The 25592-nt window shown below is 45.8% G+C and carries 18 protein-coding genes and 1 tRNA gene; 3 read left to right on the forward strand and 16 right to left on the reverse strand.

Translation table 11 applies throughout. The features are described 5' to 3' along the window. Nucleotides 1-486: 486 nt before the first annotated feature. The gene (locus EJV45_RS10010; RefSeq protein ID WP_205942363.1) at nt 487-780 is read left to right on the forward strand and encodes a helix-turn-helix domain-containing protein; all 294 of its coding nucleotides are present in this window, start codon (nt 487-489) and stop codon (nt 778-780) included. Between the two features lie 5 nt (nt 781-785). Here EJV45_RS10010 and EJV45_RS10015 read toward each other — a convergent pair whose 3' ends face one another. From EJV45_RS10015 to dndC, 12 genes are all read right to left on the reverse strand, one after another. Next, nucleotides 786-1259, reverse strand: coding sequence for a JAB domain-containing protein (locus EJV45_RS10015; protein WP_129715538.1), 474 nt, complete (start codon nt 1257-1259; stop codon nt 786-788). Between the two features lie 174 nt (nt 1260-1433). Next, nucleotides 1434-3452, reverse strand: coding sequence for a conjugal transfer protein MobC (gene mobC, locus EJV45_RS10020; RefSeq protein WP_129715539.1), 2019 nt, complete (start codon nt 3450-3452; stop codon nt 1434-1436). Between the two features lie 16 nt (nt 3453-3468). Beyond that, nucleotides 3469-4407, reverse strand: a complete 939-nt coding sequence (locus EJV45_RS10025) for a DUF5712 family protein (protein ID WP_129715540.1) — start codon at nt 4405-4407, stop codon at nt 3469-3471. A gap of 1 nt (nt 4408) precedes the next feature. Then, nucleotides 4409-4969 (reverse strand): BfmA/BtgA family mobilization protein, encoded by a 561-nt coding sequence (locus tag EJV45_RS10030; RefSeq protein ID WP_129715541.1) that lies wholly within the window; start codon nt 4967-4969, stop codon nt 4409-4411. Between the two features lie 422 nt (nt 4970-5391). Continuing rightward, nucleotides 5392-6264: a GIY-YIG nuclease family protein gene (locus EJV45_RS10035; RefSeq protein WP_129715542.1), complete on the reverse strand. Its 873-nt coding sequence runs from the start codon at nt 6262-6264 to the stop codon at nt 5392-5394. 24 nt (nt 6265-6288) lie between these two features. Further along, on the reverse strand, nt 6289-11478 hold the full coding sequence (locus tag EJV45_RS10040; RefSeq protein ID WP_129715543.1) for a helicase HerA domain-containing protein: 5190 nt from the start codon (nt 11476-11478) through the stop codon (nt 6289-6291). Further along, nucleotides 11450-12931 carry a DNA phosphorothioation-dependent restriction protein DptG gene (gene dptG, locus EJV45_RS10045; RefSeq protein ID WP_129715544.1) on the reverse strand — a complete coding sequence of 494 codons (1482 nt, stop codon included), beginning with the start codon at nt 12929-12931 and terminating at the stop codon, nt 11450-11452. Before dptG ends, EJV45_RS10040 begins: the two co-directional genes overlap by 29 nt. Continuing rightward, nucleotides 12928-14679 (reverse strand): DNA phosphorothioation-dependent restriction protein DptF, encoded by a 1752-nt coding sequence (dptF, locus tag EJV45_RS10050; RefSeq protein WP_129715545.1) that lies wholly within the window; start codon nt 14677-14679, stop codon nt 12928-12930. Before dptF ends, dptG begins: the two co-directional genes overlap by 4 nt. Nucleotides 14680-14682: 3 nt before the next feature. Beyond that, nucleotides 14683-14940: a helix-turn-helix domain-containing protein gene (locus EJV45_RS10055; RefSeq protein ID WP_129715546.1), complete on the reverse strand. Its 258-nt coding sequence runs from the start codon at nt 14938-14940 to the stop codon at nt 14683-14685. 109 nt (nt 14941-15049) lie between these two features. Next, nucleotides 15050-15445, reverse strand: coding sequence for a DndE family protein (locus EJV45_RS10060; protein ID WP_129715547.1), 396 nt, complete (start codon nt 15443-15445; stop codon nt 15050-15052). Continuing rightward, nucleotides 15435-17582: an AAA family ATPase gene (locus EJV45_RS10065; protein WP_129715548.1), complete on the reverse strand. Its 2148-nt coding sequence runs from the start codon at nt 17580-17582 to the stop codon at nt 15435-15437. Before EJV45_RS10065 ends, EJV45_RS10060 begins: the two co-directional genes overlap by 11 nt. After that, nucleotides 17572-18891 (reverse strand): DNA phosphorothioation system sulfurtransferase DndC, encoded by a 1320-nt coding sequence (dndC, locus tag EJV45_RS10070; protein ID WP_129715549.1) that lies wholly within the window; start codon nt 18889-18891, stop codon nt 17572-17574. Before dndC ends, EJV45_RS10065 begins: the two co-directional genes overlap by 11 nt. A 442-nt stretch (nt 18892-19333) precedes the next feature. On the opposite strand from dndC, the gene EJV45_RS10075 reads away from it, so the two are divergent. Then, nucleotides 19334-20641, forward strand: coding sequence for a HEPN domain-containing protein (locus tag EJV45_RS10075; protein ID WP_129715550.1), 1308 nt, complete (start codon nt 19334-19336; stop codon nt 20639-20641). Nucleotides 20642-21020: 379 nt separating this feature from the next. After that, on the forward strand, nt 21021-21293 hold the full coding sequence (locus EJV45_RS10080; RefSeq protein ID WP_129715551.1) for a helix-turn-helix domain-containing protein: 273 nt from the start codon (nt 21021-21023) through the stop codon (nt 21291-21293). 470 nt (nt 21294-21763) lie between these two features. Here the strand turns inward: EJV45_RS10080 and EJV45_RS10090 are convergent, their stop codons facing one another. From EJV45_RS10090 to EJV45_RS10105, 4 genes are all read right to left on the reverse strand, one after another. Continuing rightward, a complete protein-coding gene (locus EJV45_RS10090) occupies nt 21764-22981 on the reverse strand; it encodes a site-specific integrase (RefSeq protein WP_129715552.1) in 1218 nt (405 codons plus the stop codon). Nucleotides 22982-23228: 247 nt separating this feature from the next. Next, nucleotides 23229-23302: transfer RNA gene (locus EJV45_RS10095), tRNA-Asp, on the reverse strand. A 102-nt stretch (nt 23303-23404) separates the two neighbouring features. Next, the gene (gene prfA / locus EJV45_RS10100; protein WP_129715553.1) at nt 23405-24478 is read right to left on the reverse strand and encodes a peptide chain release factor 1; all 1074 of its coding nucleotides are present in this window, start codon (nt 24476-24478) and stop codon (nt 23405-23407) included. Nucleotides 24479-24679: 201 nt separating this feature from the next. Then, complete coding sequence (locus tag EJV45_RS10105; protein ID WP_129715554.1) at nt 24680-25480, reverse strand: UDP-2,3-diacylglucosamine diphosphatase; 801 nt, start codon at nt 25478-25480, stop codon at nt 24680-24682. Between the last annotated feature and the right edge of the window lie 112 nt (nt 25481-25592).

Below are 25592 nucleotides of genomic sequence, written 5' to 3' on the forward strand. Positions count from 1 at the left end.
ACAACAATTAAGAATAGGCCCCTGCTACCCCCAAAAAATTACTTAACCCAAATAAAGAAAAGGGAGTGCAGGGCCTATTCTAAAGACTATTCAGGAGAGCAGATGACTAGACTAATTAGAATTAGAAAGAAAAAATAAAATCGCTGGACAGCCCGATTGACAGTTCGGCTTCTATAGCTTGATTGAAAAGACTCAAGAAATACAAATTCAGAAGGTCGGCTGTACATACTCGTATTTATCTACGAGTCCGCGAATATATAGAGACAACTATAGCCGGGCTCTATTTACCACACTGCGGGCTTCCGATCGCCTTGGAATGGATTTACGATAGAGCCCGTAGCGCTATAGTATGTATCAAAAATACATAAATATCACTACAGGCATTAATCTATCGCCTCGTCCATTGCTATTTATCGGAATTCGCAGTCGAGACTCTTATTAACACCTATTAAACTATATACTAATATACGAACAAAACTTATTTATGTGGCAATATTGCCACGAAAATATTTTCGTGATCGCCGCAACTTGAATTTGATGAGAGAAGCAGCATCCAAACCATACAAAGTCATTGGCAAGAACATAAAACACTTCAGAAAGCAAAGAGACATGTCACAGCAAGATCTTGCTAATCTGTGTAATACCGTTGATCGATCCAAAATTAGTGACATGGAAAATGCAAAGGAAGATTTCATGCTTTCTACATTGATTGAAGTTGCTTTTGCACTTGAGCTACCTCTAGAAGTGCTAGTAGCTGAAAATGCCAATGTAGATTATTGAAAAGATTAACCCATCCTCCCCTCGTCCGCGAAAGAATAGTACACTTCTTCATGACATAGAATAATATGATCGAGTACTGTGATCTCGAGCAGCTGTCCGATCTGCACAAACCTGCTTGTTAACGCTTGGTCTTCCGCGCTTGGCAATACCCTGCCGGACGGGTGGTTGTGAAACAAAATCATTGCACTTGCACAAGCCTTCAGGGCACATCCAAATACAAGCTTTGCGTCAGCCAGGACACTTGCAACGCCGTCCGAAGCTACGTGATAGATTCCTAACACATCGTTAGCCCGGTTTAGCAGCAATACTTTAAACTCTTCTTGCAAGGCAATTTTGTCTTTGCTCCATATCCCCTTTGCAAGTTGATAAGCCTGTCGTGATCCACAAATGGATGATTGCTCCATTCGATTCATCGTTGGGGTGTACGACACTTGGATTTCTGAAATAGTGAATGCGGAAGTTTTAAAAGAATAACTCATGATAATAAGGATTGGTGAAATAAATTTTGCACCAACCGCTCAATCCGCTTCCTGCGGCAAGGTGGAGATCAAAAAAATGCGGAGGGCCCCGGAGGGATACCCATTTTTTTGATACTACCTTGGCTTGCTTCCGCAGGAAAGCGGATTGAGTAATTTCGCAACGATTTATTTCTCCTATCGCTTATTTCCTGAAGATGCAGATTTGACGCGTTTGTTTTGCGTTTTAGACTGCGACTTTGCCAAGTCCTGATTTGATTTCTCTTTTTTATTTTGATCCAGGATGTCCCTGACTTGTTGCTTAATTAGAAGGTAGTTTTCCTGTACATCTTCTTCGCTCACCATCTTCACTACTGGCAGGGGCATATAAGAGGCTTCCTCCGCTTTAATCTTTTGATGATCATTTTTTATCTGGCAATGAAACAACTTCAGTGCTATTTTCTCTTCCGGGTTATCGGCAACCATTCCTACAAATTCTCCAGAGGACAAGCCGGCAATTTTTGCAGCCGGCACGGCGTATTCAAGTTGCAGGGACTTAGAAACTGAAATATCTGAACTGTTGGTACTGGTGCTGGTTCGATCCTGCATGATCTTGCCGAAGCTTTCAGAAAAACTTTTAGCTGTATCACCTGTCACCTGGCCACTGATCAGGTTACCAACGATACCGGCAATCACGTCTGCCTGTTCTTTGCCATAATCTTTACGCAGCTGGCTTAGGTCCTGTACAGCGAGGGTTGTTGCAACGCGGTTACTTCTTGCTGTAGCAATCAAGCTGTCCATATTGTTGAAGAAAATGGTAGGAAATTCATCAAAGACCAAGCTGCTTTGCAATTGGCCTTTCCTATTGACCAGCTTAATCATTCTTGAAATGTATAGCGATAAAACCGCACCATATACCTGAAGTTTTTGCGGATTATTTCCTACGCAAACAACCTTTGGCTCTTCTGGGTTATTAATATCTAAAGTAAAGTCATCTCCACTCAGCACATAATATAGCTGCGGGGAAGAAAGCCTCGCCAGACCAATCTTCGCTGAGGCAATCTGGCCCTCGAGCTGCTCCATGGCTTTATTTCGATAGGCGGAAATAAACGGATTAATGAGCACTTTGATCTCTTCCTGAGTTTCCAGCAAATCAAAAAGCTCCTGATAATCGGCCTGCATCAATTCGATAACATGCGGCAATGAGCAGTATTTTCCATTTTCATATCTTCGTAGAAACCAGATAATGGCCGTTAAAAAGTTAATTGGACTCTCCACAAAAAAGTCACCCTGCTTTTTAATCCAATCTCTGTTGAGTCCCATCATAATGGTTCGGGAGGCTTCGGTCGCATCGGTTACGTCATCCATCGATGCTGGATCCAGCGGATTACAGCGGTGCGTCCTGGAGAGGTCATCGAAATTGATTACGAAAAACCTTGGAACGATCTTATGCCGATCGGCATACTTTAAGAGCTTGTTGTAGGCGATTTTAGTTAGGTCATCAAACTTAAAGTCATAGATAAACATCGAAAAGCCCTTAGCCAGGTGCTGATCAATGATATGCCTAACAACAAAATACGATTTCCCGGCCCCGGGAGTACCTGCAACCAGAATTCCCCTAAACGGATTAATAATATTGATCCAGCTGTCTCGCCACTGCTGCTTTAACTGATATCGAGTTGGTAAATTCACCGAGTACGAATTTGACAAGTATCGTTCCTCCTGTGGAAACGTTTCGTTCTCACGGTTAAAAATATCTTTTTGCATCGCCAGCTTCATCAATCGGAACGCTTTAACCCCTGCCCTGATGATCATCAGATAACCGCTTACCATGACAATGGAATAAACCAATCCCCACCAGTATGCCTCGTGCACTAGCCAAATCAATGCTGCCGAACCAAAAAACAAGGCCAGCCCATAACCCATCAGCCAGGCAACATCGCGCCCCCGAAGGCTCTCATCCTTCCGAGCAGATACAGCGAGCAGCGACGCCATAAGAAAGACAAGCATAAAGCACTTCGATAGAAGTTGATTGCTAAACACCCTTAATTGCGACAAATTTCTTGTAATGCGCATTAAGAAGTCGGATGCGCCCCATTCAGCTACGATCCAGTGAAAGTTGATAAGCCATAGATGAATGAGCAATATGGCAAAACTAATCATTCTTGCCAGGTCCGCAATTTTCCGAAGTCCAGTCGTATCCTCTCCCGTATTCATATAAAAAATTTTTCAGTTAAAGGCCTCTTCCAAATGACCGTCCTTTGCGCCTGCGTTTCTTGCGTGATACCGTTGGCGCAGCATGCTGATCTGAATAGTCAGCTTTCAATAACATATCCAGCGTCTGTTCAAACGGCATCTTAGCTGGCGTCCCGCCAACAGCATCACTAATCTCTCGTCCGAGCTGCAGGACTTGCGCCTGCACAATCCGATGCTGCCCTCGCTGCAGAACCTGAAGTTGAGATTTATGTTCAAGCTCACCGTTCGCTTTCACATTCGCATAAGCTAAGGAATCAGATAGTCCCCTGTTGAAACCAAACATCTCGTCAAATAGCGTTTCGCCAGAATGCTTAAATGCCATCCTATTGAATTGCCCGAGTTTCGCTGAATGCGTCGCATTTTTGCCTCTCGAAGTATTCATTGGGCTGAGCTTTATTTTATTGGTAATATCTTTCCTGCTGACAATAATTTGAATGTGCATCTGGTCTCCCCTTTTCAGGTCACCACGCTTCTTCGAGCCCTGCTTTACTTCGTGATCTTTGAAACTGTAATACCTGTTTCGTTCCATTTTACCGAACCAAAGCAAATCGGTTGCACTGCCGACCCCCGGCCTTTTAAAATTCCTGGCGTATTCATCCATCACTGCAACGGCATATCTCTTCAAGGCTTCAACTTGTTTTTCTATGCCTACCAATCCGCGGATATGATCGATCTCCTTCTGGCTTGGACTGATATTGATCAAAAAAAATTTAGCGTCAATAGAACTCAGTTTCGCAATATTGTTATCTATCGCCTTACAGACTACATACGGCTCAATCGAACGCTCCGTTTCATTGAACCAGTATTCTCTCTTTTCAGCTCCGGCAGCCCGGTTCTCTTTCTCCAAATAAGCTACCAGAGGCCCGCAACTACCCTTATTATCTGACGTTGAAGAGTCACTGATATTAATAAACATACTAAAGCAGCTCTATTTGATTAAATGTCAACTTCGCTAATTCATCTTTTTCTTTTGCTGGCGTCATTAGTGAAAATGAATCTCTGGCAGCGATATAAGCGCGAAGGATGTATTTAAATCGCTCCTTTAGCCGATCGGTCTTATGTGTATCAGCAACCATAAGTTCACTATGCGCTAAAATTTGATCGACGCGGACAGCCTGGGCACGCTGGGCAGAAAGCAAAGCCTGGGTTTGTTTAGCCAACTGCCCCTCTATCAGATCAATCAAAGCTCCGACATGCTTTGAGATGTCCGCAACATCCTGCTTGATCGGAATCAGCAAAGCACCCTCCTGGGTCTTGATAAATCCGACATACTCTTTATGATTTCTGATGATACTTGTTTTTAGAGCCTCATCACTGATATCAGCAGGGTCTTTTTTGGTTCGGTAAAAATAGTCAATCACCTGACCTAATAGTTCTCGCTTGCTTCGACCAAATCGTTGCACAAGTGCAGAGAACTTTCGATCGGTTTCACCATCAAACTTTACTGAATTGGTGAATTGAGAAACGGATTGATCCATATGTATTATAGAAACTCAATATTAGTAAGAGCTTACCGCATGTTTTCAGAGCTCTGAAAAACGTCGAGTACGTTGTCCTCTGACACTTCATCACAGACTAGTCAAGCGCCAATGCATCTATAGACATTCAAATCACTATTCCTTTCCAACTTTGACTAAGGCATTTAAAATTTTTAAATATGGTAAGCGACTTCCTACTTGGCTTCCGCAATCTGTGTTCTGATTACCTGCGGGTAGCTTAGGAATTCCCGGAGAATTCCCACAACCGCTATAGCGATAGTGCCAAGCGACAAAGTAGGGCGACTGCCCAACTTCCGCTTGCTCCCTTATGAATTCTCAGAAACTACGATTTCTTGTGGCTTCCGGACGAGTAACCAACATCTTATTGCACCGTTTTGTGTATTTAAAACTGTAATGAGCCATTAAATAAGTCCCTCATCTGTGAGCTGCTTAAAACTCTTTTTATCTGCGTCCAGCCAGTTCAGCGGCCCGGGCGTCTGACGGCCCAATACGATATTGGCTGCAGCGCTTGGACTTGAAAAGATCGTATCCTCGACAAATCGGTAATCAGTCCCGTCAAGGACAAGTATTCCTGTCTCGATGAGTTTACGCTTTAATATCTTATAAGTTTCGTTAACCCTTTGCGCCATCTCAAATTTCGCTTGAGAGCCCTTCGTCACAATAAATCCTTCTTTGCTTTCATACATCTGAGCAGAATAGTGATTGGATTTAATATGAAATATTTTATTACCGATCGGTACCTGATTTGCTGCAGCCGTTGATCTGACGGTCATCGGAATCAAAAACCGGAAATTCATTAGTGGTAAAATGAGCTTTACATTATTCAAAAAATATTCCATGTCAGAAATGTCGGCTTCATGTAAAGTGGGGATTTTAGGTCGATTGTTATTTTCAATTTCGGCAGACTTAGCAGCATGTGCCAGGTCAATCAGCCTGGATTCGAGGTATTTGATTTGTGTCTTAGTCAGCAGCTCATCTTTGCTGATGAAGAAGATCAACTCCTCAAAATCCCTTTTTTTCTCAGCAAGATGCTGACGAATCCTTACCCCTATTTGCTCTGCTTCACCGATATAAATCCGTTCCGAAAATGCATCGCTTTTCGGTGCCGATTTTAGGAAATAAATGCCAGGATTATTAAATTCCGATCTGTGGGTAATCTCATTTAACGATGCCCGCGATGTGTAAATGGCCTTCCCAACCCAATTGCCGATCTCTGCAGTTCTAGGACCAAACTCCGAGTCTTCGAGCATGAAAATTGTCAGTTTTTTGGACATCTATTTCTTATAAAGCAAGTTTCCTTATTGAATCAATTTCCAAAACGGATAATCCTCTATTAAGATCGGTTTGGAGCCGGCCAGGTTCACTGCGCTGTGATGCTTTTCCAGCTTTTTGATCAGTTGCGCCAGCTGTTCCTTTTGCTCCTTTTCAAAGACCGGAAATAAAGCCTCGACATCCTTGATCTTGATATCATTTACGCGATGCACGATCCAGGTAAGGATATATTGTGCGTATTCGTTATCCCCGGTAGAGAAATGGTTCAGGAACTGTGTAGACAAGAAGGTGCCCACGCCGAATTCGCGTCCTTCCTTCAAGATTTTTCGGATAGACATAAAATTCTTACTTAGAAAATTATCCGCTTCGTCGACCAGGATCATCTTTGTGAGTTGACGATAATTGCGGTCAATCTTGCTGTGGCCGTTTTTTTGCATTTGGGAATAAAAAGCGTCAAGGGTGATCGCCACCACCAGGTTTTGTAGGTCCGCGCTATAGCCGGAAAGGTTGATCACTGTTACCCCGTCAATCAGTTCGTAGAGCGACTTGGTCTTACTACCGTCGGGCTGGAATATTTGGTATTCATACAGCTGATTAAGCGCAGCATGCAGGCTATCAGTGGTCATCCGTTCATCTTCCATGTATTTTTCGTAGACATCAGCGATCGTCGGTGCCGTTTTGGTCCAACTTTCCCGGAGATGCTTGAAAATACCTTTGTCCTCGTAAGCCAGCATGATCATTTCCTTGAGCAACGCCTTTTGCTTATTGCCGAGATTGAAAGCCAAGGCAATGGTTTCCTGGAGGGTCGAGGCGATATGCAGCGGCAGTAACGGAACAGAACGTGGCGTTACATCCACCGAGAGGGGGTTGTAAGGCAGATCGTATAACGTATAAACTTTGGCACCCGTCGCCTTTACAAACTCCTCGTTGATGTAATCTCCTTTGTAATCAAAGATCAGGATGCCGATCGGCCTGCCATCAACATTATGTCGGCTTTCCTGATGTAGCTGTGTAACGAGCGATTTAGTGAACTGGGTCTTACCGGTTCCCATCGTGCCGATGATACCGGTATTGCTATGCATGACCTGTGTAGTATCGGTCGGGAACCAATATACGTGCTGACCGTTATTGATGTCATCACCGAAATAGATCCGGGCAGGCTGACTTTCAGCGACAGGGGCTTCAGGTTCCGGGTCTGTTTCTGCAGCCAGGGTTTCGATAATCGGTACCGGCTCGGGTTCTGGCGCGGATGGTGATGGAAACGGTTCAGTCTCGGTCGGCAGATCTTCCAGTTCGGGGGCCTTTTTGACCAGTAGTTCCTCGGTCTTTATCGAATTGGGCATATGGAGCAGCCAATCTTTTATTTTAGGAACATCCTGGACCAGGTATTGATAAGCGTCTTCTTCAAAATGGGTGATCAGTATGCCATCCTCTTCCAACTTATAAGAGCGGATTATCGGCGATTGCGAAAATGCTACCATGCCATAGTGCTTGATGACCGGACTCAGTGAACGGGTGATCACGAAATCGTCGTTCAGCAGCCGGCTCCGGTAATCCGTGGTCACGACAGACCAGTTCTTTTCCGGCCAAACTTCATAAAGCGCCATTTTGCTCGCATTCATGATCGCTAGCTTAGCGAAGAAGCCTCGATAAAACGCCGCCTCGAATGGCCGGTCTGTCGAGGTCAGATGGCTCCATACCAGGTCAAACGTCTTTTTAGCCTGCTTTCGCGCCTTATCGAGCACATCCGACTTATTGAGCCCGATCTTTACTTCAACAGGATAGAGCTGGAGCTGTAGGCGGCCGGCCCGCTCAAAAAGCCCAATCATCAACAGATCGTCCGAGTGTTCGTTTTTCGCGCCCAAGTTAGAAGTCGAGAAAAGCCCTTCCGATCGGCTTAATCCAGCACCTCCCGAAATACGCAGGATCTCCTCCAAAGAAACGGGAACCCAGGTCACTTCGGGATGATCGTAATAAGCCAGGAACAATTTGGCCGCGGCAGGGATACTTATTTTTTCTTTGCGGGTCCGTTCATCCTTTTTGCCGATCATTTTGATGAGCCACTGCCCATTGATGGCATTGTAAAGATTGATCAGCCGCAGAATGTCCGGGGGACTATAGGAGACCCCTTTGCCATTCAATATGGTTTCTAAAAGATGTCGGTATTGCACTGACTTGCGGCTAACCGTGATCGCATCAAAGCCGCTGGCGTTACTGTATTGATCACTGTAATGGATGATGATCAAATCATTATCCTCTCTAAAGAAGCTCAGGTCAAAGTGCGGATCGACGAAAACCACCCATTGCGAATGGTCGTAAAGTTTATTGAGGCTTGACTTAATCTCACTGTTAATGGTTGTACAAATGACCTTTTCCGCTTCAAAGGGATCTTTGGAGAAGGTCACTTTGGCCAGGCTGTTATAGCCTTTGGCAACCCGGATCAATTCATTTTCTTTTGGTGTGTGTTCCGTCCCGAAACCGGTGACATAAGTGCGGTCATGATAATACGAAGGAAGATCGGACAGAAGCCCGTTCATCGACAAGCCTGAGGGGATCCGCGCATGGTCACGATAAGTGACGCTCGTGTATTGGTTGTTAAACTGATAGAAAGTGAGGTGCGCATATTGCGTCCCCTGTCCCGACTCGATCGCAAAATATTTAACCTTACTGCGGAAAGCATTGATGAGATCTTCAAAATCGACCCTTTTACTATTGTTAAGCAGGTCGAAAGAACGCTCAATATCTTCCTGTTCGATCAGATGAGACATCCGCTCAAAAGTCGTCACATAATGGTCCGACCCGTGCAGGTAAAGATCGATCGGTCGAAGATCGTGCATCGCGGTTCCTTGAAGTACGCGCTCTTTATAGTAGTCAAAGATACCCTGCATGACTTGGAGACAATCCCCCATATTGTAGACATTGATCTTAATCGGCGCTCGCAGGTCATAGGCAAAAAGGAAAGAAAAGTTCGTTATAAAATCGTGCAATTTTTCGCTGACCAGACCGCGGATGAATTCCCGACCTGAGAAGCGTTTGAAATGAAGATCATGGCTATAATACAACCATTCAGGCGAGTGACTATTTTCTTTACTGGCATAGAGCTGCCGTCCCTGCCCCGCCTGGCCGCCACTCCAGAACATATAGGGCAAAAGATTAAGCGGCGTCAGCTTTTTCAACATCGCCTCGTACAGGCTGTTTTCTTTTAGCTGGTGATAGATTTCCAGCTGATAGGCGACCATCAACGGATGCAAGGGTGTTATTTTGATGATCTGGTCTTTATTTGCCTCGGTAATCGTACCTAAAAGCAACAGGTCAGCCTGGCTATCCTCACTCAATAACTCATTGTTCCCGATGTTGCTGATCTCGTGAAGGAAGGCAGCCACATACTCGCCGGCTATAGCCTTCGCCTCTGCATCGTGGTAATACAAGCTGGGGAGGTTGCCATATGTTCCAATATGATCTGTATACCGATGGTATGCTTCCGTCAGTGCTGAAGCGACGCGTAGGGGGCGAACTGTCAGTTCACCTGATTCCTGCTGGAACCAGGCGGTGGCGGGTAGAGCCATCATCTGGATTTCCAACAGCAGATTCTGCCGGTATTCCTGTTTAACACCATATTCCTCATTTCCGAAGAGCAGCCGGAGTGCGTCCGTCTCGGAATTATAAATGTGCTCAAAACTTTTTTTTCCGACACGCTTGTTCTGCCAGATATCCCATCCTTTGATAGTCCTGGAGGTGCCTATCTGCTGCTTGACTGAAATATGCAAGGGTTTCCTGTCCTTGATCAGGGTAAACGGAAAGATTTCCTCGTCCTCGTCGCGGATATGCAATAACAGGCCGCGGTCATGCTCCAGTGTGTACTCTGCTTCCGGAAGCAATTCATATTCATCGATTTCCGGGGCACCGGGGTTGATCCTGACCAGTTCCTCCACGTCGAGAAGGAGTTGCCCATCGGTACTAATGCTGTAATTAGCACGAAAATCGCTGAGGAATGCCGAGGCGCTGTCTATCACCCAAACGCGAAAACGGAATTTTGCGCTGCTGACCTTTTGGTCGACATATTCAAAATATAACGTGTCGTCATTACTGGCGGGGGCCTGGACCGTCAGCTGAATTTGTTTCCCGATCCGCTCCACCTTCGTTCCGGCTGCACCGAGCTTAGTCGAGTTGAGCTGCCCCCTCAACGTGGCATTGAAAGCGAACTGTTGGGTAAACGGATAAACGGCGTCCTTATTAAAAATTATCACATGGAAAAGCCGGCGGTTGTTCGTGTCCTTGCGTTCCCAGACCTCCAGATTAGCGCTAAGGAGGTCCATTTCTGCCCCCTTATATTCGACCGGTTTCTCCTTGTCGGGCTTGATGATCATCCTGGCCAGGTCCGCGTAATCGATTAGTTTCCAGGCCCCATCAGTTAGTCCTGCTTCGATGGCCTGTATCCCGCCCGGCGTTAATAATTTGTCAAGGTCATTCTGGACGTTGCCGTAATTGACTGCATATTCTATGGTCTCGAATACGCCGTGGTTCTGTTCCAGTTTGTCCGTAACGCGGTTGACGTCCATGATGGTCTCCAGTTCCCGGTGTGGGAAAAGGCCGAGCAATTGAAAATCGTCGCGTTCGAACCGCCGGCCCTGGACCACGGCGATGATGTGATTGAAGTCAAATATACTGAGATCACCTGCCGGGAATTCGCCGATCTTGGTCTTCAGCGCTAATTCCAGGATGGTCCGCTTATCGGTCTGCCCGGCGAAGTTATCGGTAATCTTAGTCAGGATATCTGCGTAAAAACTATCAAAACTCAACGGCATACCCGATTTCGTGAGGTCTCCACTTCCGCCGATCAAGCTGTCAAGCTGTCCGTTGAATAAGATGAGGATAGCTGTATCCTTAAAAACACCTTCCTGCGCGGCGACCTGGTTACGTAGTAGCGTCAGGTAATTCTCCGTTGCATCTTTATGAGAGGCGAGGATCAGCCGGATATGACCAAAACGCACCACTTTAGTGCTGAACAGCCCTGTCCCGTCATCGAAGCGGTAAGCGAAATCTTCAACCTGTTCCGGATGATAACCATCCAACTGAGCAAAGCATTGCGTAACGTCTTCTTCATTCTCAAAATGGATATAATAGCGGTCGCCGGGCTGGATCGGATTGATCGCCGTAAAATAGCGGAACAAGACCTCCGCCAGATAATTAAAGAACTTGTCTAATGTATTGTGCATCGCCACTATCGCTTTTTTTCTCTATCAGGTTGATCTTTTCATAAATTTCAAGTATCACGCGCTTGCTTGCTTCATCGAACTGCAGCCCCCGTTCCCGGAAAGCCTGCATCAGGTCATTGAGCCGGATCTTCGGCCGGTCACCGATACAGATCTTGGTGAGGAAGATGAGCATTTCATGGGAGAGGTTCAGTGAGTAGCCGTTCCGGCCGCGGTTCTTCAGAAAATTTTCCTTGCAGAAAAAGATGAACCAATTGGCGAAAGATTGCCGCTTCGACTTCCTGCTGGAATAGTCAAATTGAAACTCTATACGGTGGAACAGCTCGAATACTCTTCGTTCCTGTTCATTGCCAAATTGCCGGTTACCCGTTTTGCGTTCAAAGTACGCATCAAAATCATCCCAGCTTGCTTTCTCCACCGGCACGACGGCTGAGTAAAAGGAATTAAGGGTGCCAATATCGTCGACCAGCGCTGCTGCTTCCTCGGGCAACTGGCCTTCAAAGAGCTTTTTCAGGTCAAGGTAATCATAACCACCGGTCTGAACGGGTAGTGGCAAGCGGTTCAGCATATCCAAGTTCACGGAGTGAGACATCAGGTTGACCAGCTTGGGTTCCAGCATTTTCCAGCCATGCCTGATCGTTTTGCGGTTCTCAGACACTGTCTCACTTTCGATGGTAAAAAACAAAGGTGCAATGTCTCCTCCAGCATTAAAGAACATATTGACCGTGAAAGCCAGCTGCGTGACATAGAAAAAGTAGTAATATTTGAACAGCAGGTCACTTTGCGCAAGAAAGCCCTGCTTGTCTTTATTCAGAAACTCGAAGTCTTTCCGGAACAGCTCTACCACGCGCGGGTTGATGACATGGTAGTCGGGGTCTTTGGGGTCGTCAGCTTTTCGTTCGCGTGGCGCTTTATCCTTTAGGCGCGGCAGCGACTGGTTGAGCAGCTGCTGGAAAATATTCTCTGGTATGCCCTGCTTATCCTGCCAAAGCCGGGCGATATGTTCATTGACAAATATCTTGCAGATAAAGTCCGCAATGTTTTCTAACCCCGAGTCTTTACGCTTCCAATACAGGTAGGCTTGAGATTCGACACTGAATTTGATCAGCTCCTGGCCGTTAAAAAACAGCGACTCGGCGATATGAATGAATTTATCCCGCAGGTCTGCGCTGGTTTTCACCTCTTCCCGCAAATAACGGAGTACCGCTGCTTTCAGCCCGGTTTTGAAGTGCGCATCTTCCAGGTCAGGAGGCAGGTCCTTTTGGACCATTTGACGGTAACAGTGTCCCATGTAGCCTTCAAAAGACCTGAAATCAAGTTTTTCGATGTCCTTTGCTTCCAGTTTGGTAATAAAAGGAACCAGGGGTAACCGGGTGGCTTTGTTATGCTTAAACTCGTACCCCTTTTTGGATCGGCTCACATAATATTTAAGGGCGGTCTCTACGTCGAAGCTCATGCGCGGTGTAATTTTGAAAAGGTGAACTCCTGGTATTCTTCATTAAATTCAAACTTATAGTCAAGTGGGAAGCCAAAGTTGACCTCGTCAATGTATAGGGTTTGGCCTTGTATATCGGCGAAGGTGACCTGTTCCACAAAGCGTGCGAAGTTAATATAGGTATGCCGGTCGATTTTATTCGGCCGATACCCGGCATTTACGTTCTGCAGCAGTACGTAGAGCGAATAATCTATGGTGATCAGAAAGCTGTGATCCGGCGGTATTCCGAATTTCAAGGTGATCTCTTGGTTGAATTCATTGACTACCGGCCGGTCTTTTTTATCCTCGCGGCGTGGGAGGACGGCCCGCAAACCGAGTTGTTTAAATACACGGTAGGAAGTATTTCTGACTGTTCCAGGCACGATCGCTTTATTTTTTTCCGATGTCCCGCCGTTCCAACTGTAGGCCGCTTTCTTAACCAGTTCAATCATATTACGCAGGCCTGCTGCATCATTATTGTTGTAGGCGAACAGCGCTTGGGTATAATCCAGGAAATGGTCGTCATGATATATAGGCAACGTTGAATATTTGAAATAATGAAGCCTGAGGAAAGACTTGATGATCAGTTCATGGCGGATGCGCTCATTTGGTTTCAGTTGCATTGAGCGACCAAGCCATGGGGCAAACTCGGTATTGAGCCATTCCAGCGGGTCTGCATCAGTGAATAACATGACAGCGCGTTCGTCAAGTGCCTCATACCGCCTGACAGCAGGGTCCAACTGATGCAGGTTATAGAAAATCTTGGACAGATTCGGGTTCTCGAATAAATAATAAGGCAACAGGTATTGCAGCCGGTCCTCTTCGCTCAATTGCTGGATCAGTGCCAGGTATTTTGAGACGTCGGGCTGATTGAGTGGATAGGGTACAAGTAAATCGTGCACAAAATTGAGCAACTGGCGAAAGGAAATGATTTGCTTTTCTTTAATCAGGCATGCGACCAGCAAACTGGCGATCACTTTTCGGGTATTTTCATTCCGCAAAAGTTCGAAATTGGTCTTGACCGGGCAAAGCGCTGCCCATGGTTGTTCACAAACCCATTGGTAAGCCTTGGCGATGGGATTTCGGGGTGATTCATCAACGATCCGGTTGAGTAAGGTCTCAATAAGATATGTCTGGGGACCATCGGCACGAAGACTATAAAAGTGGTAGCTGGTAAAATTAACATACCTGAATAGGCCATCATCACTGTCCGACGCTTCCTCCAGCCCATCGGCTTCAATGATCCGGTGACGTTCTACGAAGCGTTTGAGGCGGCCAAAGTCCTCCTTGCGCTCTTCCAGAAAATTACTCAGGGTGCCCAAATTGATGGCCAGGATGATCTTTTCATCTGTCGTTCCGAGCAAAGTATCGCTGAACGGACGGAGCACCCGGCTCAATGTTTCGTTACATGTCTCTTCAGGGCTATAGCTTTCGGTCGCATCGTTATGAATATGAAACCGGCTGAAATCTTTGGCTGTCGCTTCATTGCCGCGGAGCCGTGCCAGCAGGTGTGATTTTCCATCACCAACGTTACCGCAAACCAAAATCAGCGCGGAGCCTGTGGCGCCCGCCGCCTCAGTAATGACCGCGGTCAGTACCTGTTCCACCGGCCGGGTGATATGCAGGTAGTTTTTAAGGTCCTCGTCGATCGGTGTGTTCGCGTTAGCGATGGCTTCCTTGGCAGATTCCTTAAGTTTGCCCAGTTGGGTGATCAGTTGATGTGTCTCCATAGGTCAATGGTCAAAGCCCTCGGCAAAGAATTCTGAAGCCGGGATTTCCAGGGTCTTCAGGACCTTCATGAGTGTCAGGAATTTTAAGTTATCACCGGTCTCGTATTTCCCGTATTGCGTGCGGGAAATGCCGCTTTCATAAGCGAAATGCTCATAATTGGAAAAACCTTTCTGAATACGGAGTGTCTTGATGCGTTTCCCGAGCCGCTCTAAAAGTTCGATCTCTTCGGCGCTGAATTTTTCGTTCTGAGTTTTAGGCATTAGCAAAGCTTGCTAATAGAACGCGCTTTTAGTACCTGCCTAAAACGGCACTTTTAAAAAGGCTCATATGGCCGATACCTTTTCATGACCAGCATGACTTTGCCGAAGCTTATAAAGCAAACTGCAGCCCCTGATCGATCTTTGTGGCTATGAAATCGAAGCCCGTTGTGCTTATATTCCCCGCGAATTCTTTATTAAGCAGTTCCAGCCCGTCGTCGATATGCATTTTTATATACCGGCTAATGTCTTTATCGGTTTTATAAACCTGGTAATGAACGCAGACCAATGCAATGTAGTAGTCGGTGTAGTCACCGAAAAGCACTTTAGCGCTGTATTCCTTGCCGCCCGAATCCTGGATATTGGCCAGTTCCATTTTACGGTCCAGGTTGATCGAGTAGGCTAAAGCCAGGCGTGCGATAATGTTCTCGGCACCTAGGTTCAGTTTATTCGTGAGGCTGCTGACAATGTCTTTATTCGCTTTTGAGGTTTTGATATTACTGAACATATGCCTGGCTGAGATTATAATTAACAAATAGTTGATCGGCTGGAACGGCTTGGAACACCGAATGATATTTCCCATTCTGGCTGATCAGATAAGCTTTGCCCACACGCTGGCGCATCCACTCATATTCCTGTTCATTCAGTTCCTTTTGCAGCAGCGGGAACAGAACCACCTGCCCAGAAAGGAAGGGATAAAATTCCTGGATAATATTCCGGGAATGCTGTTTGTCGAACTTTTGGAGCGGGCTGTCTATGAATACGGGGAAGCGGATATTCGACTCATCTACGAGGGCTTTTAACAAGGCTGTCGCATATAACTGTTGCTCTCCCTTAGAAAGCAGCTCCTTATCGATGAACTGCCTTCGATGGTCGTATAATTCGATGTCGATCAGGTCGCCGGAGATGACCACATTAACCTTGCTGACAAAATCATCTTTATGCATAAGCCGGTTGAGCTCCCGGAGTACGCTTTTCTCCAGGTTAATCTTTTTTTTGAGCTTAAGCTGGTTGATGAATTTATCAAGCTTTTCGATGAGCTTTTCAGCCATAGCATCCTTTTCCTTATCGGTATCCTCAAGATCCACCTTCTTGCTCAATTCTGAGATCTTACGGGAAAGGACCTGTATTTCTGTTTCGGCAGTTTGTTTCTTGGCAGTGATGCCGGCAATCTCATTTTCCAGGGACCTGATCTCTTCATCGATACGGTCTTTGGACTGACGGATCTCCATGATCACCGGGTCCCGCTCTTTTGATTCCGCATCCAAAAGCTTGCGCTGTACATTGCTGTACAACGCCTGGAGCCGCTTTTGCTCCATGACCAACTGGCGGAATGTTTTGCTATAGGCGTTCTTCAGGTTATCGTAGATCGCAAAAAACCGGTTTTGCTGGTCCAAGGTAAAGTCCAGCAGTGTTTTCACCTCTTGCTGGTGATCCGGCAACAATTCGGCTTTAATGAGCCCGAGAAGCGTATCTTCAGTATCTCCGCTGAAATCGAGCCGGGGCCTTAAGCTTTCCATGGCTGCACTGATCGCCAGGAATTTGTCCTGGAGCAATGCCCGGGAAGCGACGCTGTTATTCATTTCTGCTTCGAGCTGCTGCTTTACTTGCGCAACTTTTCCGGCCAGCATTGCGAACGGCGCCAGTTCCAGCAATTCATTAAAACGGCTTTTCGTTTTAAGCAGGTCATTGGTATATTGTATTTGTTGTTCTCTCAGCCTTTTTAATTCTTGCAGTGTGATCGAACTTCCTTCGCGGATGAGTTGTTCCTGGTACTTATCTGAAGCCACTTTTTTAGCGTGAATGATCTCTGCACGTTCTTCAAGCTGCTGGTGATAATGTTGCCCCAGCTTTTTATTCTGGATCAGTTGCTTGTTAAGTTTTTCGAGCAGATCGCGATCACTTTTTACCGCTGATTTCTGCCGCAGGCGCAGCCGCAGATTTTGTAAATTACTTTTCAGGTCAGTGTATTTTTTTATTCCCAGCACCTCAGCATACGCCTGGCTCAGGTATCTCTTTTCCTCTGCGGTATTGATGTCGGCCAGGGCTACGATCTTTTCGGCATCGAAAAAGAAAAATTTAGCAATCTCTTTAGGCAGGATAAAATCGTTGATGAAGATCTCCGGTCCGACTCCTTTGGTCAGCTCATTAGCTTTGCCGTCGATCAGTATCTCTACGCTTTCCTGATGGGTTTTAATGTCATAAGTCCTTTTGATCTCTACAAACTCACAGACAACAGAAGGGATCATCAGCCCCGAAAGTTGTAGCCCGACACTGAAAGAGGAAAAGCCGGTCAACTGCTTTTTCAGCGCCAGCTTGGCTGCTGAGTTCGGTGTAGCGGCAATTTGTTCCTGAACAGCGGCGATCTTTTCCACTGATTCACTCAGGGCCAACCGGTTCATCAGTTTTTCGCAATAACGTTTATAGCCACCTGATTCCATGATATCCTGACGGTAACGTTCATCCACAGCTGTCATTAACTTACCAAACAAGCCCCAAACCAAGGCAGTTAAAAATGAAGTTTTACCAAAGCCATTGTTCCCGGCGATCACCGAGATATTGTTATTGATATCGGTAGCCAGTTCGAGCTCATTAATCCCGTAGTATACCCGAAAATTGGTTAATGATATTTTGTTAATGAACATCCTGTTGCTTGTGTTTAATATGGTATTCCAGGTGATTTTCAATGTCGCTCTGTAATCCGTAATTGTTCACCATAATGAACCTGGATTTTTGAATTTCCAGCAATTCATTGATCAGTCCGAAGGCAGTATCATCATGACAAGCCTCCTGCAAGATTTCTTTCTCGAATATGGTGTTGTCGCTGAAATCCGTTTTGTTCAGTTCGGTTCCATATACCTCGTTATAGATCTCTGCTACACTATATTTGAAGATCGAGTCGCGGTGCCAGGTCACCTGTATCGCCACGAGCTCCTGATAATTGATCAGTACCAGGTCGGGCTCCGTGCGCTGTATCTCCCGCTGGGCTCCCAGCAGGACTTTGAGCATATAGGCGCGTTTTTCCGGATAATAGGGGCCCCAGACATCTTCGCCGGTAATGTCGCTATTGCGGCGGCGCTTCTCGCGCCAGTCACGGTTGTTCCGTTCTTCCTGCAACATGTCCCGGAATTCTGAAAGTGGCTCCATCCATTCTTCGCCATTGTCAATGAGTGCCTCCATAGATTTGTCTTTGTTGACCACCGTACAAACCCAGCAGCCAAAACGGCTGTTACCGCAGGAGGGTGTCGTGTCATCGATCACCAGCGGACAGTCGCCCCCGTTGGCATTCCGGTATAATGTTACTAGGTCGCGGTTCGTGCCGCCCCATGGAGGATCCACCTGCAAAAGATAGGTCCAAACCTCATCCGTCAGGACATCTTTGATCAGGGCAAATACGTAGGCATTTGGTAGGATATGTTTGCGCAGGCGTTCTCCCTTTACCTCGTAACGCTTGATGCTGCGTGCGCGGTTCGAGCTTTCTGCCGATCGGGTACCGAGCAAGATTATGACCTCTCCTGTTTCACTGATCTTGGATTTGATGAACTCGGTGGTCGGATTGATCTTCAGGCGCTCGGTGCACCAGCGGAACATATTATTGGGTGCCGGATAGCCTTTGCCCAGCAGGTTGACCCAAAAGGTCTCTTCCAGGGAAGGCGTCGTTTCGTGGACCGTGATCGGCATACTTTGTTGCGCAGAGGCGATCTGAAGGCGGTCGAGCGTACGGTGGACGAATTGCGCAATCTTGGGATTTTCGACCAGAGTATCGTTACACACGACGTAGATATGCCGTGTACGCAGTTCAGCAGGTATTTTCTTGAGCGCAATCCATACCAGTTGAAGCAACATGGTCGAATCTTTGCCCCCGCTGAATCCAATGATCCACGGCCGATCGCTATGATCGTTCAAGTATTGATCCTGTATCTCAGATTCTAAATATCTAATATTCAATGCCATAGATGATCGGGATTAAAGAGTTGTACTCACGAATTTAGTCTTTTGTCCGGCATTCACCGAACAGGTTCAAAATTAACTTAATGTTGAAAAATCGAGGTATATTTTGTGTCATACCGGCAAATATTCTTTAATGATCAGGGGCTCAGGATATAAAGATTTCGCAAGAACGATAAATAAATTTACTCATATTAACCAACTAAAGTCGGCCTAGCCCCACCAGATAACAACTCAATCGCTTATTTCTTTCAGCTTAATATGTCAATCAACACCATTGAGGTTTAACGACTTGGCCTTCCCTAAACTTCAGTTCACCTACTAAGACAAGCGCCTGGTACGGGGATCCTTGAGCAACATTGTGACCCTCAACCAGCTAGTCACTTATGCGTAATTTGCTATTGTGTAACCATAATCATCGCAGTAGTTTGCGGTATAAAAACTGGTTATGAAACACGAACTTAACAGCCTTATATCAAAAGAACTTTTTGATACTTCGGACTTCGCGATGATTAAAGCTGAACTCTGGGCATTTTACAAAGCCGCCACCAGTGAAAGAATCTGGACAGACAGCTTTGATGTTCTCATAACACTTAAAAACCAACTAAATGAGCTTATAACAACTAGCGCGGCCTGGCATTTAGCGATAGCAAAAAAAAGCGACTATCGAGTGTCTCAGGAAGCCTTGACTTTGCGGCAAGTCTTTGCAGAAGCTCAATTACTACACTTGGATGGCAGACACCAACTACGTCGACTATCTTCAAACCAAACTATGCCAGAAGGTTTTTTTGATGATTTTTTCCAATTTCTCTCCCCGAATGATTGGGGCAAGCTAATATTGGAAATGTTTGAATACGCCTTACATTCAGACAGCATTAGCGAACTTTATGGGCATCAAACTGTACTTGAGGCATACGAGCTACTCGATGGCTTGTTGGAAACATTCTATTCTCTATCACTGGAAAGCGAAAATAAAGAGTCTTCCGGCTTGCTTGATCTTATTGAGCTGATAAAAAAGGTTTGCAAACCGTTATTCATATATCAATATGCTAATGATGGCACAAGTAGCGGATGCCAACTCCTATTAATTGATTCAGATGAGAATCCGAGATCTTTCAACGATGTCTCTGACACTATTCAGGCGCTGGTTGATGATAAACTTGCAATGCAAATCTTGGTAGTGAAGTATTCTCATTTCTCGAAACAGGTTGAACTCGGCACGCCCTTCTATTTGTATATCCGGTTGATTGCAGATCCAGTGTTCACTTCAGCGACACCGCTTCCTATCTATCCGCGCAAGACATCTATGGTTGAAAGCCTAGATAGATCCCGGATGATATTTTCCCAGTTATATGACAAGGCACATGATCTATTTACACGAACCACTACAGCAGGCCACCAGCTTGACGGTCAAGTTAATCTGTTTCTTCTTCATCAAAGCCTAGAATTGTCATGCAGAGCGTTAGCTATGGCTTTTACCTATAAGGAGAAGAAGACTCATCATCTGCCTTCCCTTGTATCCCATTTAAAGGATATCTGCCCAGAATTGCATGAATTGTTCTCAAGTTCTACAGCAAAGACATCTCTTGAAATCTTGAATAACGCATATATCTCAAGCCGATATGAGAATTATAAGATAGCGGAACGAGATATTGAACTCATTTCCCATCTGGTCAAACAAGCAGTCTGGCTGATCAAAGCTAACTTTGAAAGTAAAATTTCACAGTTGGAAAATAGAATAAGCCTTCTTAGCTAACAAAGCGATTGATGTAAATTTAATCAATAGCTATACCGACGGTCGTGAAAAACTCTTCGCCGTTTCACTCTATCAATTCGTCCAAATCGCAAAAATAAATCAGTGTAAAGACCGAAATAGTCATTTCCAACTCTCATTCCTTAATATCAAAAACGGAAGCTAATTTCGCTTGTGATATCCGTTCACGTCAGTATAACATCCCTCAAATCTGCTAGCATAACTTACGCCTTATTCTCCTGAAGAAAATTTTGTTTGCAGTACAGCTGCTTTGCATTAGAATCTTTTGCTGACCATGTGGCTATCAATGCGATAACATTTCATTTCCAAGCTCCGAAACACTGCCATACACACAGAGTAACTTGCGATAAGCGACAATATCATGAAAACATCAGACTTAATCACCAAAGAAGACTTGCAGCAGTTCAAAGTCGAACTGCTTGAAGATTTAAAACGACACATCAAACCAAACCCATCCGCTCAAGCCTGGCTGCGCAGCTCGGAAGTGAGAAAGATTCTGAAAATTTCCCCTGGCACACTGCAGAACCTACGCATCAACGGCTCACTAAAATATAGCCAAGTGGGCAGCATCCATTACTACCAACTCGACGATATCCAAGCGTTGCTCGAGGGCAGAAAGAAAATCTCCAAATGACAACAATCCTTATCCCTGAGTCTTTTAGTGATTCCATCAAACGAATCGCCCTCCATCCGGACTTCTCAGCAATGCATGTCAGTCTATTTACTGCACTGTTCCTTTGCTATCAGCGACACCAATTTTTAAGCCCATTTCCGATAACACGCAAAACCCTGATGACCTATGCCTGTATCGGTTCCATTGCGACGTATCACAAATGCATTCGTGAGTTACAGATAGCTGGCTTTATAAGGTATCAGCCTTCCAATCATCCAAAATCAGGCAGCCTAATTTATTGGGCAGATAACGAAGTTAATGCCGAGTGACCGATTGTTCAAATCGGCGAAGATACATCGGGCATTTTGCCTAAAGTTTATTAATAGCTAATAATGGTTCCTTAATATCCTTAAAGCTAACAAACGAATCACGGTCAAATATCATAACTAAATTGTCTACTGCCAAGCATTCTCGACAATAGACAATTGAAACTAACCAACCGACAACCTTTCCCGCAGCGCCGCCATATCCCTCCCAATCTTCTCATCCAGCACTTTCGCGTAGATTTGGGTGGTCTTGATATTGGTATGCCCCATCATCTTTGCTACGCTTTCTATAGGAACGCCATTATTGAGCGTGATTGTGGTTGCAAATGTATGCCTGGCAATATGGAACGTTAGCGGCTTATCGATACGGCAGAGATCAGCAATTTCTTTTAGGTAAGCATTCATCTTCTGATTGCTCATGACCGGCAGCACATGGCCGGTATTGCAACACTCTGGGTGATCCTCGTACTTGTCTAAAACAGCTTTGGCCGGCGGCAGCACAGGAATACGCGACAGCGTATCTGTCTTTTGCCGACTGGTCATGATCCACAATTCTCCATCAACACCTCTTATCAATTCTGAACGCTTCAGCTTCCGTACGTCAACATAAGCCAATCCAGTGTAACAGCTAAACAAAAATATATCCTTAACGCCATTCAAACGGCCTACGGGAAATTCTTTATCTGCTATGCGTGCCAGTTCTTCATTTGTGAGAGCGATGCGGTTAACCCGCGTTGTTTTCGGTTTGTAGTTGATATAAGGATTGACGGTTAGCCATCCATTGCCAATACACAACCGAACAATTTTTCCAAAATTCTTCAGGTACTTGATGGTAGAATTGCTCCCGCATTTGCGAATGCTCCGCAGGTAGTAGTCAAAATCATTCAGAAACTCGAAGGTGATTTGTTTTACGGCCAGGTCTTTTGCTTTGTATTTCCATAGAAGGAAATCTTTAAGGTGCATCAGGCAGGTCTCGTATTTTTGAAGCGTACTCTTTTCAAAATCCTGCCCAACCAAGCTACGCATACGCTTATTGTGGTCCTCAAACACGGATATGATGGATCGCGATTTTTCGACTTTTCCTATCAGGCGATTTCTTAGTGTCTCAGCAGTGATCACCTCTCCTTGCATTTCCGTTAGTCGCACGACGTCTTTTGCACGTGCTTCAAGGGTATCTAGAAAAAAATTGAGTGATCTGGCGGCTTCGCTGTTGCCATAAGCCCTGCCGAGTCTTTTATTCCAGGAGTCTGGATTGCAGCTGCGTCCGGTAGATGTCTCGGCTTGTTTACCTTCAACTGTAAAACGCAGATAAACAGGTGATTCGTTAGCAGTTAATGCTTTTGGCTTTCTCAGATGAAAAAGCAATGTGGTTCTTGCACTCATAACAATGAGGATTAATAGTTATAAAATTAATTTGCTCATCATTTGAAATCAAGATGTTCACTCGCTGAACATGTTGTATTACAACAACTTAACCCCTTCCGCGTGAGTCCAAGAATTGGAATTTGCGACTCACGTTTTACTCACGTTTTTTATGAGTTCCAGTGCATATTTTGGCATGGGCCAAAAACAAAAAACCCTTCAAATGATATCATTTGAAGGGTTTAATCAATTTTAGATACTCTCTAAGCGGAATGGACGGGACTCGAACCCGCGACCCCATGCGTGACAGGCATGTATTCTAACCAGCTGAACTACCACTCCTAAGTTTCAGTTGCTTTCCAGCTCCTGTTTCCCTTTCGGGAATGCAAATATAGATCGAATATTCTACTTTGCAAATACTTTTTTCAAATAATTTATAAGCGCTTAATTTACAGCGCCTTCTTTCATCTTTTCTGCATTCTCAGCAAACTGCAAGGCATCAATCAGGTCCTGAACCGCCCCATCCATTACCGCAGGAAGGTTATACAGCGTCAACCCGATGCGGTGATCGGTTACCCGCCCCTGCGGATAATTGTAGGTTCTGATCTTGGCCGACCGGTCGCCCGTCGAGACCATCGTCTTTCTTTTGGCTGCGATGTCGCCGTGTTTTTTCTGCACCTCCAGGTCGTAAAGCTTGCTGCGCAGCATTTCCATGGCCAGCTCCCGGTTGGCCAGCTGCGAGCGCTCTACCTGGCACACAACCACAATGCCCGAAGGCTTGTGCGTTAGCTGCACCTTGGTTTCTACCTTGTTTACGTTTTGTCCGCCGGCACCACCCGAACGCGAAGTTTGAAGCTCCACATCGGCAGGATTCACGTACACGTCCACTTCTTCAGCCTCGGGCAACACAGCAACAGAAGCCGCCGATGTATGCACCCTGCCCTGCGTTTCCGTTTCAGGCACACGCTGTACACGGTGCACCCCGCTTTCGTATTTGAGCTGACCGTACACGTCGTCGCCGCTTACCTTAAGCACAACCTCTTTATACCCGCCGGCCGTACCCTCGGTCACATCCATAACCTCCGTTCTCCAACCCTTGGTCTCAAAATACCGGGTATACATCCGGTAAAGATCGCCCGCAAACAGCGCAGCCTCATCACCGCCGGTACCACCCCTGATCTCGAACACTGCATTTTTAGCATCCTCAGGATCTTTAGGAATCAGCATCAGCCTGATGCGCTCTTCCATTTCTTCCTGCTGATCAAGCAGCAGATCAAGCTCTTCTTTAGCCATTTCGCGCATCTCCTGGTCCTTTTCATTAGCCAGAATATCTTTGTTCGCGTCAATGTTGCTCATCACATTCTTGTAGACTTTGTACTCCTCTACAATTTTGGTCAGGTCTTTATATTCCTTATTCAACGCGGCAAAACGTTTCATATCCTGGATCACATCCGGATTGCTCAATTGCTCCTCAACGTCTTCCCACCGCAGTTTGATGGCTTCTAATTTATCTAACATATGCTATTGTTCAGAATTCCAATGCACAACAGGCAAAGACGCCGTCGTGTTTCGGGCTACAAAAATACGGCTTTTCGCGCACATTTTTTATGGTTCATATGTGGCCGAAAAGCAGGGTCCGGCTAACATAGCCCGCTGCAGCCCCGCTTTTGCTGCAAGTCCTCGGTCGTACCTCCCTCCGGGCTTTCCGCGCAATCGGGTTTATAGCGCAGGTTTGGCTGCTGTTCGGTTACTTTCCTCCTGCATCCAGCCGGGTCTTTTGTCACTCTCAAAAAAACAAAGTTTAAGTTCCGTACCATCAAAAACGGCGTACGACTGGTACAACAGCCATTCGCCCGTATTTACATACCGGCTTCCCCGGCTGAGCTGAAGATCAAGCGGCAGGTGCCGGTGACCGAAGATAAAGTAATCAATGTGCTGCTGCTGCAGAATTTCTTCGGCATAAATGGCCAGCCATTCGCGTGCTTTTCCCAGATAAACTTCTTCTTTGGCACCTGCCGCACGGCTGTGCCGAGACCAGGCATTTGCAACGCCAATTCCCAGATTGGGGTGAACACGCGCAAACAACCATTGGCACAGCGGACTCCTGAAAATTTTACGCAAAAATTTATACTTGCTGTCGCCGGGTCCTAATCCGTCGCCATGATGCAGGTAGAACCTTTTTCCGCCCCGTTCAATTACCAGTTCATCACTCACAATCTGCATCCCTAATTCTTCGGTAAAATAACTTCTAACCCACATGTCGTGGTTGCCCTTAAAGAACCAGATCTTTATACCGGCATCGCTCATTTCAGCAAGTTTCCCCTGCAAACGGGCAAATCCTTTCGGAATTACCTTCTCGTATTCGAACCAGAAATCAAACACATCCCCCATCAGAAAGAGCTCTGCACAATCTGGCCTGATGCTGTCCAGCCACCGCACAATACGCCGCTCGCGGCTCCTGCTCTCCTCCCTGCCCGGTGTCCCCAGGTGGAAATCTGATGCGAAATAGATATTTTTCATGCGAAACAAAACTAACAAAATTCGTTGTCTAATGGCTATGGTCCATACGCTACAGTAAAAGAGCCTCGGTTAACGGTCGCGAAGGATAATCTACAATTTCTATAGAGTTACA

The organism is Pedobacter sp. SYP-B3415 (genome assembly GCF_004138205.1).
In the GTDB taxonomy this organism is placed as follows: domain Bacteria; phylum Bacteroidota; class Bacteroidia; order Sphingobacteriales; family Sphingobacteriaceae; genus Pedobacter.